The sequence below is a fragment of the Agrobacterium sp. D14 genome (assembly GCF_001526505.1).
Lineage (GTDB): Bacteria > Pseudomonadota > Alphaproteobacteria > Rhizobiales > Rhizobiaceae > Agrobacterium > Agrobacterium leguminum.
Genome location: NZ_ASXX01000020.1, coordinates 49192 through 60488, shown reverse-complemented (window position 1 = coordinate 60488; position 11297 = coordinate 49192). Strand labels below are relative to the sequence as shown.

Sequence of the window (11297 nt, the reverse complement as noted above, 5' to 3'; positions counted from 1 at the left end):
CTCCGTTGGCGCTTCGCCTTCCACGAGGCAGGGCATGCGGTTGTCCATCATGCGCTTGATCTCGGACCCGTTCGCGGGCTCAACATTGATACCGGCGAGGGCGGCTACAATCTCGTCGGCTTCCACGCCTGGGCCACGGACACCCGCGACTGGTACGAAAATATGCTGACCATGCTGATGGCCGGGCGGGCTGCCGAGCAACTGGTGCTGAAACGTGTATCGAGCGGTTCCGGTGGTACCGACGACAGCGATCTGGCGCGGGCCACCCGGCTGGCCTTCGATATGGAGCGCACCCTTGGATTCGGGAGCGAGCATCCGCTGCTCTATCGACCTCATCGTAACCCAGGTGCCGTGTTCGACCGTGAGCCAGAGCTGGCGGCTCGCGTTCACGCCAGACTGGTAGAAGCACTCGATCGGGCGGCGGCAATCCTCAGGAGGCACAGACCAACCTTCAATGCACTCGCAAAGGCGCTGTTCGAGGCCCAGGCAATGGATGAAGAGGCCGTGCTGAAAATTCTGACGTCTTGAAGCTTATCGTTCGGGTGATGAGGGGTGTAAGGGCCACCGTCATGGCAGCGTTATTGAAGGCGCGCGAGCCGCACGAAGTCATGATAAGCGATCTGGTCAAAGATAAGATCAGCTCTGTCGCAATAGGTCAGGAGGTGAGGACACGCGCCATGCTCGTTCAGCAGAAAATACGACGTCCAGTCCAGTGCGAGATTGCAGTCGACCTCAAGGGTCAATTTACTTGCGCGGCTAAGCCGCGCCGTGTTGTTTCCTGTGGGAGCTCATCGATGAAGGTTACAGAGACTTATTTCTTCTGCTACCTCTGATTTTACATAGGGGTTGGGGAACTCGTTTTATGAACGACGTACATTTTTCGGTTAATACACGACTGACAAGACTTCTGGGTGAAACCTATCGATCGAGTGAAGCAGCCCTAAAGGAACTGGTCGACAACGCATGGGACGCTGACGCCAAAAATGTTTGGATCACATTGCCGGCGCCTATGTCGTCTGATCCGATTATCGTCCGCGACGACGGTTCGGGAATGACATCTCTGGAAATGAGGAACGAATACCTGAACATCGCCAGCGATAAGCGGGCACGTACAGGCGAACGGACGCCTCTTCTCAAGCGGAAGGTCAAGGGTCGCAAGGGCATCGGGAAGTTCGCTGGCCTGTCATTGGCAAGTCGGATGGATGTTTCAGCGGTCGCGCGAGGTCGGAAATGCAGCCTGACCATCGACAAGCTCGTCCTGGCCGAGAACGAGAACGACTTGGAGGCAGTGCCGCTACCATTCACCGAGGAGGATGGAGGCGAAGCTCCTGCGGGCACTACAATCATTCTGTCCGGTCTTGATAGCCGTTTGAATTTCCCAACGCCGGACCGATTTCGAGAAATTCTCGTGCATGAGTACGGCCGGGAGGATTCTTTCAAAGTATTTGTGAACGAGGCGCAGCTATCCGTCGACGATGTTCCTGGTGTATCGCGGGAAGTTGAGCAGATGCTTACGGAGAGCGGCTCAGTTCGATTGAAGTTCACAATCGCGGACGGGAAAAAGGCCCCAAAGGCTCCGGGCATAGTGCTGAAGGTGGACGGGAAGGTCGTCGGGAAGCCAATGATGTTTGGCCTAGATGATGACGAGGAAATTCCCTTTAAGTTGTCGAAACGAGTCTACGGAGAGGTGGAACTCGAGGGTAACGACCACTTCGTAACCGCCGATTGGGGCGGGGTGGTTGAGAACAGCAAAGCGTTCCAGGAAATCCAATCCTATGTAAAATCGATCGTCAAAGAAGGGCTTAGGGAGAGCCACTCTCGCGATATGAGCCTTCAGCTAGCTCGATTGAAAAAGCAGTTAGACGCTAGGCTGAAAGACCTTCCAGAACACCGCCGACGCTACGCTGAGGAAGCCCTCCACCGGATTTTGCAGCGATTCTATCGGGAAAGCGAAGACCGCATTGCGACGATCGCAGAGGTCGCGCTCGACGCCATGGAGCATGACGCCTACTGGGTCGTACTCGAGCGGATAAATGCCACCGACCGGACAGATGTCAGTTCCTTTGCAGCGGCGCTTGAAGATTTTGGTATGGTTGAGCTCTCTGGGATCGCTGCTCAAGCGACCAGACGAGTGAGATTTCTGGACTACCTCGAGGAGCTTATCGACAACGAAGCGACCCTCGAAAAGGACGTCCATAAGGCCTTCGAGACGAATTTGTGGCTTCTCGGCCGCCAATACGCTCTGATGTCATCGAACTTGACCCTGAAACGGGTCATCGCGAACTATAGTGATAAGAAATTTACGGGCGAGCGGGCCTCGAAACGACCTGATCTTTTGTTGTCGCAAGATTTAGCTGACAGTTATCTGCTGATTGAATTCAAACGCCCCAACCATCCAATTTCTCGGGAAGACATTGCTCAGGCCGAGCAATATCGCGATGACTTGTCAGGGACCATCACCTCAAGCAGTCCGTTAAGGATCTTGATGATCGGTAAGGGCTCCGCAGCCTCTATGGACAAGAGATATGGGACTGACATGACGACGGTTAGTTCCTACGCAAGCGTGCTTTCGTCCGCTCGCACGGAACTCAACTGGCTGATTTCATCGCTAACCCGTTTGTAGATCGTCCGTTCGTTGAAGGTTCCGACAGGCTCACCCCGCATCCAGCGGGTTGTGGTCTCGGGCACGAGCGGCGATGCGCCTTCATTTCAGTCGCTCGACCTGCTTTTGTATTCGTGCTGAAGCTTCCGTCAGCTTACCGCAGGCGGGTTGTCCGACTTGGGGTGGAATCCTGCCGACCGCTTGTAGGCGGGGAGTCGGGAAAGCGGCCATTTAGCTGGCCTCCGAGCTTCGACGGCAACGACTCCGTTTTGGACAAGCGGTCTTCACATTGGCTACCTAAAAGCAGACATTCCCGCGTTTCTCAGGATCGTCGGACGTAGCTGAAGATAAACATACTCAAAGGATGTTTAGCCATTTTGGCTAACGCTCCGGCCGGTCTTTTCCGTTTTGGGCGACTCTGGACGGGGCTTGCCGCGAAAATCCGGAAAGTCAGGCGCTACTGCTTGGATCGTGTCGAAACCACCGTCAATATCCCCCAAGATCGTGACACGCTTGCATCGCCAACCGGGATTACGTTGTCAATGATCCAATATTGACCGCTGGCACCGGCATGTTACCTTTAGCCTCTGGAAACGCGGGGGAGTGGACGATGTGGCGGCCTAAGGTGGCCTGGAGCGTGCTTTTGGCAGTTTCCGTATCGACTGTCTGGAGCCGCGCCGCGTTCTGTCAAGTAGCAGACGACTATTTTGCCGACGCGTTCCGCATGGTGCAGGCAGGGCAGCAAGCCAACGCGATGGAATTTTATCTTGAGGGCTTGCGCCTCGATCCGAATAACGGCCTTGGCCATTATTATCTTGCGCATCTTTATAACCAGACTTTCGACAGAAAAAACGCCTATTTTCATTTCCGACGCGCCAGCGAACTGATACCGGCTACCGAGCAGGGACGAGATGCTCTTGTCAGCAGGCGTCTTTTGGCCCGGGAATTATTTGACCATCGTCGAAAAGCTCTTGGTCTGAAACGTAAATTTTTCGAGTATCATCTGAGGTTTAGCTCCCGAACGCATGTGTTTTGCGCAAAAATTGACCAACATTTGCTGCAAACGGACCAGGAGGATTTTCGCTTTCTCGAGAAGAGTTTCATCCGCTGGCGGATGTGGATTGCGAACAAAAAGACAGGAAGTATGGAGGAGATGGAGCAGAAATATGCCCTTGAATGGTCCGAATGGGCCGGCGAGACGGCAATTGCAATGAAAGCAATCGAACCGATAAGCAAGCTGGGTCTGTATGTTCCTGATATAAAGGTCGTAGAATACACTTATAAAGGGATAAAAAACTTCAGCTATATTAGCGACAAACTGAACGCCGAGCAGTCACAAGGTGAACTCAGTTATGCGGATACACGGCTAGGGGGAGCATCCAGTTGCTGGAAAGAATAGGGGGATAAACGATGGCCCGAGGCGTCTTTCTTTTTGCCACCATTTTATTGTTGGCAGGCGATCATCCCATCTCGGCCGAAAGCAGGTATGTCGACATCATTCTCGACATGACCATGCCTCGATCATCCAGCAAATCGACCGTTTATGACACTGCAAACGCCGCTGAACAAAATTGCGAAGACGGAATCGTTCGAATTTACGAATGGGCCGGTGACCAACCCAAAAGCTGGATTTGCGACGACATAGACCCCGCCACAGCGGTTGCACGCGAACTCTTCGGAAAGAGTATAGGAGGAGCGGTGCTGGAAGAGAGCCGCAAACAGTATGAGCAGACAATAGATCGTGCTTATGGCGTGGGCGCAGGCGCCACGGTTAATCCTTTCTCCGGGAAGCCGACGCAACAGGAGACGCAAGTACTCAATCCCTTCGCAAAAGGTGATGTTCCACCTGCTGCTGTCTCAGATGGCGCCACCTGCTCGGCCGAACGCCTGCCCGACACCAACACTCTATGTATCGGAACCAACGAGCGTTGTCGTTGCCTAGTGGTGGCTAACGGTTGTCCCTATCCGGTGATTGTCCAGTGGCATCTCACCAATTCGCAACGGAAGAAGCCTTGGAGAAACTCAACCGATCCGGGGAAAAATGGGCAATTTTGCGGTACCCGTGACGGGACTCAAGAGCCGCTTTATCTCGGATGGTATCCGGAGAACGGCTATCCCAAGCCGGGTCAGCCACAGCCGCGTTACTGAGACGTATCAGAGCGGCGCTTTGTTGAGTTGGCAAAGAGACTAAAGATCGGCATGCCAGATAGAAGTGGGGGGAGATGGATCGGTGATTCAGTCGGATAAATCGCAAGCAGGCTGCTCCAGGTTCGTAGTCGAAGTCGTTATTGGTCTCCCCTAGCCAGTGCCATTTGTAGGCCCGAAGCTATCGGTTTCGCCGAAGCGGAATCTTAATATGCCTCGCCGTCTTGTGGCTTATCCTGCCTCATCCGGAAGTTGACTCCTGCGCCATATGTACAGGGGGTGGCGTTGCGGTCGGGCGTAGAGTCTCAGGGCGGTCGACCGACTGCTTTGCGCCTTTAAATCAGTCAATCCGGAACGTATTCCAAAATCCCCAAAGCGGACGTCACTTGATTGTTGCTCGGAGCATAGCCATCAAATGGCACATACGAACTCACGAAACTAAAGGCGGCGATCATGTTCGCCTAGCTAGCGGGCCATTCGCGAGAAGTGCTTCTGCTTGTTCAAGAAAAGAGGCCATGTCACCGGAGCGGCCAGGTCCGAACATCTTCCACTCCTCTATGGGACGCAGTGTCGCGAGTGCGCCTGCGCTCTTCAGCAGGTCATCCAGGTCAGGTTGGCGAAGACCGCTAGCCTGCAAATAATATTCTGCCCATCGCGACCACGCAAAAATCCACATTGACACGATGAGCCCGTCGTTCCACTGCGCCCAGTTTGATGTACTCGCAAGTGGTTGTCGCACCGCACGCTCTTTGCGCTTCAAGATCTTTTTCAGCATGTTGATGGTTGCCCGTTGCCTGACCGCAGTGCTGTGTGCAAAGAGATACGCACTTATATTGGTAGTTCGACCTTCTCGAGATATTTCGAAAAGCCTTGATTCACTCGCCCGACCATCGCCCAAAAGCACTTCCAATTCGTTACTCCACACACGGCAAGCATCATCTACCTGGACGCGGCCACCTTGAACGAGTGGGGAGATGACATCTTCGAATAGCCACGGCTCCGCCCAACCGAGATGATGCATGTGTCCACGCAATGAGTCGACAAGCCAGTTCAGATCATTATGAGTGAGTTCGGGAGGCAGACCTTTATCTAAAGCCTCAAGCAGTGCCTTATAGACTTCGGCCTTATCGGATGAGCGTGCCGCACGAGCTGTCATCCAGCCGAGAGCTTGAATCTGGGCGGCTGGTGGTAACGTACGTATCAGATTCAGCGACGAGTCTCGCGCCTCAGGCTCCTGGAGACCGGTCTCGATCGCGTTCAATCCCAACCAATGCAGAAGTGCAATATCGCTTTGAACGAGCGAAGCTCTCTGGTCCGTATTAATCTCGAACATTACGGATTGTGAGATTTCGCTGATGATTTGGCTCAAGACCAACATGCGCTGCACGTTCGCGCTTCTCACCTCAGCCGGCATATCCTTCATCTGGTCTGTGGCAATGGCCAATATCTTGTTCGGCGCATAAGTCCACAGGAGCTTGATGGCGAAAAAATCTGCCCAGCCGAGGCCGTTGTATTTCGTTGTATGAGAAAAATGGTCCGGTCGGTAGGACTTGTGCAGCAACGTATCCAACGGCTCCCGGACAATATCGGTGTTGAGAAACGCAAGTGCTCCGTCGGCAGCCTCGGGTTGCCGATCAAATGCCATCTGGATGAAAGACGCCAGGAATTCCAAGAAGGCGGGGTTTTCCTGGAGTTCACGGACCGTTTTGCCGTCTGACCAGGTATGGGCGAGAACGTCGCCAATTATGCCCCAATCTGCGTCAAACCCGGAGAAATCTTTTCCTCTCTTTTGGATGCAGTTTAAAAGGCCCGACCTCGCCGTGACGGAGAACCTGTCATCCTTGATGAGACCGAGCTGCGTCATACAGTCTCTTAAGTGATCGCCCGCCAATCCTTCCAACGACCGCTCGCCGGTCCAAGTGGCAAGAATATCTCCGACTCCTTCTTTCTTTAGGAAGCCTAGGGGTTCATAGCGACGCGGCACAGTGGCCCGTCCTCCCGCCTCGAAGAGGAGTTTGATTGGTTGATTGATGGCGTCTTGACCACTGTGAGCAGCCATTGCTTCCGCCACCAGCCCCGTTTTGTACCGCTCGACGTCGAGCAAAGTGTCGGCCGGAATCGGAGTGATAAGGAGCGGGTAGTTTTCGGCCGCTTTTTGTAAAGAATTGGAGAGATTGAAGCCTGCGGCCGGGAGACCGTCCGGCGCAATGACCAGGATGTACCGGTCATGAAGGCGTCCTTCTCGCAATCCGTAGATCCTGAGATTCATACCTTCCATCTGCTGGCGATTGCGTTCGCAGCTTGCCATGAGATTGTTCATGCGATCGGACTGGGGTACCGCCTCCCCATTCACAATCGCGTCGTCACTTTTCGAAGCCTTGGGTAACGATGTGAATATCAGGTATTGCGCCTTTGCTGCCGCCGAAAGCAGCACCAACCCCAACCCGGCATCCTCGAAATAGGGGTCGAATATCAAGATCTGGTGCTCGTTGTATTTCGTGAGGAGGGTCTTGAACCACTCCGTGAACTGCAAGCGGCCTTCGCCATCGCCTTGATTCCAACGCTGAAAAAATCTGGCCTCCGATTTGCTCGGATGAAGCTTTCCGAAGAGTGAGCGGAGCTCACGATTCACTGGTACCCATGGATCGGCTTCGCGCCCACCAACCTTGCTGTTTGTCACCACGCCGCCGCCGTTGAGCGTCAGCACTGCCTTCACTCGTTCCGTACTCGATGGTCGCGCAGTTTTCTGCAGCCAATCGAATTTAACCGGGATCGGGGCTGAGCCCATTGCTTGCAGTCCGAAATGGATTTCTCGAATATAGTGCATACGCCAGCGGCAACATAACGTCCCCTCGCCGGAAATTGCGCCGCTGAAGCCAAATATCTCGATATCCGTGCTGTCGCTGCGGGCGCGCAGCCCCTCGCTTAGTTCAAATCGATGTCTATAAGTTCCCTCGTCCTCTCGCTCGGCAAACGCGATGCACGAATGATAGATATGATCATCACTGCTGACTGAGACTCGAAACTGAAAGCTCTGATATGCCGCAACCTGCTTTGCATCGAAGCGAACCTCCAATGCTAGCGGCGCAGTTGTCCATCGTACGTCCAGCAAAGATCTTTCCTCGTCATCAAGCCCCGGAAACACGATGAGTTCGATATCTCCGAACCGGGTTACATCCGCGCCGCCAAAGTCGAGACCAGTGTCGTCGTTCAAACGTTTCACAACGAGATTAGTCAACGCGATGTCGTAATTCTCTCCAATCCGAAAAAGCCCTTTCTTGTCGGCCTGTGCGATCGAGGCACTGAATGCCCCTGCTGTTTCATGAGGACTTACAAGGGAATGCTTGTCATGCGCACTCCGATTGAGCAGATATGCGGCTGGCCTGTATATGAGTGCTCCTCCGTCCAGGGCTGTTGTGCCAAGCCGTGCACCTAGTTTGTCGGGGAGACTGAGGTTGAGAGTGCCACTGATCGCTGCGATGGTCTCGCCAGCGCAAAGCAATTCAAGAACCTCTGCGCATCGCTCGCTGCCGAGGTACAGGTTCAGCCGGACAACCTGCGCCTGAGCCGCACCGAGAAACTCGAAATTGTCGTCCTCCGTCGCCGACCAGGTATTGTTTGAGAAGCTATAGGGAAGTACTCGGCCATACAGGATTCGGTTTTCGTTCTCATTGTCCACCCTGATCTGCAGGATCCATAGTTGCAACGCGCAGGGTTGTGGATCCAATGAAAATAGGCGGGCTAACCGGACGTCGCTGATTAAGTCCTCTAATCGAGGAGAGAGTGCCTTTTGCCGGGCGTCTTCTATCATTGTTCCCTCCGAATGGACGTTGCGGCTCTCACGCACAGGCAGCTAGATTGTCTCGTGCGGCTCGGCATTCCGAGGAGCTGTTCCTTGATATATGCTACGTAGAAGGCAAGGGTTGTAGTAGGCCCCACAACCTATTCAGACATAAATCATGGAAAGACTAGATATACCGGGGCGGTTTTCCGTTCTGGACTATCACTAAGCCACCAGATGCGTGATAGAAATCAAGCATGTACGCCAAGAATCTTGCTCACCTTCTTCATGAAATTCTCGCCAGCGGGTCACCATTTGATGAGACGTTAACCCGTTTCGAGCGCCTGCGAGGATGTGCACTTCTTCCGAGAGGAAGAGAAAATGCAGCCAAGCGGCTGACCGACACCGAGGTTGCAAATGCAATCCTGGGTTTTGTGCCATCGTTGCCCGGTTGGGCAGGACACGCGTCGCTCATTCTTGGCGGGTTATGTGCAGTTGGCGGAGGTCGTGCGTCGTTCGAGAGCACGACGACCTTGCGGGAGACAATAGCAGCCATTCTTGCCAGTGATCTAGGATGTCGATCACTCGTCGGGATAACGTTTTCTATCGAGCGTGGCTATGGCAGCGAGGAATACCATGCCCGAGCGGTATTTGATGGAAGGGGTATTAGTAAGGTTGTATCCTACGTTTCTCACATGGCGACTACACTTTTGGCGGAGGGCGCTGAAGAGCGCTACGATCATGACAAAATGCGCGCGATTTCCGGCAGGCAACTTACGCTTGGACAGGACTTCTTCCTACGCCTACGGAGAGATTTGACGCTATCACGCCATCTCGACCTACCGTTGAAAACGGACTGGCGAGAATACGAAACCGAAGAAGAGAAAAACGCTTTTCATAGGCGTTTGGGCGCGCGCCAAAACTCGCGGTTCCTCAATTTAGCCGTTGATACCCAAGCAGCTTGGCCTAGTGAACCGACCCGTATGAAGTTCGAGGGGTATCAATTTGTGCTGTTTCCTAGGACGAAGGAAAACTCCCATTCGATAAGCATAGATCTCGCCACAGAACGGCTCTCGGCGGAAGAAGCGAGAACCTTGCTCAATCGCTTTTTAAGCCTACTGGCTTGGTGTGATGATCAGTATGCAGTCCTTGGATTCGGTTGGTCAGGAAACCCGGTGCCCGTGCCAGTTTCTCTGTCCCGAAAAGGTTTCTCAACGACTTCGCAATGGCTATTTTCAAGAACCTTACCTACCGATCAGGAGCTAAGGCAGAGGCTCGCGTACTATCGAGAGGGGCTTAATGCACGCGAAGCAGGGCTGGTGACATTTGCGGTCCTGAGCTTCTTCAAGGTGTTTGAGGTCAGGGCGGCGCCGAAGCGAGGCGATCCAAACCCAACGATAGAGTGGATTAGGGACGCGTTCCCGCTCGTAGAAAGTACCCTACAGCCAGAAACGATCAGAGATTTTCATATTGCTCGCGACGGTATCGAGGTTGAAAAATACATTTCGCAGAATTGCCGAGTAGCGACCGCGCATGCTTCGGCCCAAGTTCCGTCGGACGCGGACTCTTCCCTCGAAATCCAGAGGCTGTATTTAGCTGCCGAAGTAATACACGCACTCGCTCGCCACTGCCTCAGAACGCAGTATCGCCTATCCAATATCCATTACACTGATGAGTTTTCCGACTGACCGACCGCCAGATAGATTCGACGTCAGAGGTCTCATGTTTGGCGGAATGATTTCCGGAACGGTGCAGGCAGTAATCTTCGTTCGGGTCTTCTATTTGATTATAACGCGGTTTATGCACCGGGCGGAAGTCCAAGCTCGCTCCGCGGCAACGGCTATCCCGCGGGACTCATCCCTCCGAGGTTGTCCGCTTCCCTTCGTCCAAAAGACAGAAGCGGACAGTCAGATCGTCGGCCCCGAAGAGGAAATAATTTCCGCTTTGCGCCGCCATTGCAGACGTTACCGTACAATTCACACGCACTCAAACGCGGTCATTCCGCTTTTTCTTGCTACTAACGACCATTATTAGAGGAGACAGGCAGGTCTTATTAAGCCCACTTTGGCAGCAGACATTCATCCAATGCCAACGTCTCGATCTGTGCACCCATTCTGCTGAAGCGCTGCGCGGATGGCCGCCACAAATGAGTCGTATACCTGTTTGTCGTCCCTCAACGCGTTACGAAGCCCAGCCTTGAGTTCTAGCTGAACGCCTTTTCTGGTACGGCCTCGATTGCAGATGTTGAGCGGTTCGGTTCCAGCGTACGCTCCTGATGTCTCGATCTTGCTATCGAACCCCGCAGCTATCAGAGCGTCATGAATTGCTTTACCCAAAGCGCCATCGGCACCACCGACTTGTACCGACTTAGCGTTGCCGTCCAAGCCGTGGACGGTCACGACACGATCGCAACCGGCGATCAATGTGAGCGCACGCGCTTCTTTGAAGCGGTGCGAGGTTATGTGCAGGTCCCAATTGCCATCTTTCTTGACGCCCTCGAATGCATAGAAATTGTAGTCGCCGCCGGCAATTGAGCGTGCTAGCGGAAGCGTCAGGAACTCGATGCCTCCGCCATGAGGCGCAAGGATCGCCGTAGCGCTTCCTTCTATGCGCCGCACCGAAATGCGATAGTCTACATTCTCGGTCGCGTTCTGCATTAGCTCATCCCAACTTGCATATTTATCGCGCTTCGCCATTTCCCCTCCAAACACATCTTGAACCGCGAGGCTCGAAGCTTCTGTGACGTTGTCGCAAGCCTTATCGTCGCGA

7 protein-coding genes are annotated in these 11297 nt (G+C 53.8%); 5 read left to right on the top strand and 2 right to left on the bottom strand.

All coding sequences use genetic code 11. The annotated features are described in order from the left end of the window. From L901_RS13900 to L901_RS13880, 4 genes are all read left to right on the top strand, one after another. On the top strand, positions 1 to 528 hold a 528-nt coding region (locus L901_RS13900; RefSeq protein ID WP_059757663.1), incomplete at its 5' end, for an ATP-dependent Zn protease. 334 nt (positions 529 to 862) lie between these two features. Then, a complete protein-coding gene (locus tag L901_RS13890; RefSeq protein ID WP_059757658.1) occupies positions 863 to 2623 on the top strand; it encodes an ATP-binding protein in 1761 nt (586 codons plus the stop codon). 532 nt (positions 2624 to 3155) lie between these two features. Beyond that, on the top strand, positions 3156 to 4001 hold the full coding sequence (locus L901_RS13885) for a hypothetical protein (RefSeq protein WP_147401536.1): 846 nt from the start codon (positions 3156 to 3158) through the stop codon (positions 3999 to 4001). Between the two features lie 11 nt (positions 4002 to 4012). Beyond that, positions 4013 to 4750: a hypothetical protein gene (locus L901_RS13880; RefSeq protein WP_059757652.1), complete on the top strand. Its 738-nt coding sequence runs from the start codon at positions 4013 to 4015 to the stop codon at positions 4748 to 4750. Between the two features lie 448 nt (positions 4751 to 5198). On the opposite strand, the gene L901_RS13875 is transcribed toward L901_RS13880, so the two are convergent. Further along, positions 5199 to 8558: a VPA1262 family protein gene (locus tag L901_RS13875; RefSeq protein WP_059757649.1), complete on the bottom strand. Its 3360-nt coding sequence runs from the start codon at positions 8556 to 8558 to the stop codon at positions 5199 to 5201. Between the two features lie 227 nt (positions 8559 to 8785). On the opposite strand from L901_RS13875, the gene mauJ reads away from it, so the two are divergent. Continuing rightward, complete coding sequence (gene mauJ, locus L901_RS13870; RefSeq protein WP_147401535.1) at positions 8786 to 10216, top strand: methylamine utilization protein MauJ; 1431 nt, start codon at positions 8786 to 8788, stop codon at positions 10214 to 10216. A 390-nt stretch (positions 10217 to 10606) separates the two neighbouring features. Here mauJ and L901_RS13865 read toward each other — a convergent pair whose 3' ends face one another. Then, entirely contained in the window at positions 10607 to 11224 is a 618-nt protein-coding gene (locus tag L901_RS13865) for a poly-gamma-glutamate hydrolase family protein (RefSeq protein ID WP_059757643.1), read from the bottom strand. Between the last annotated feature and the right edge of the window lie 73 nt (positions 11225 to 11297).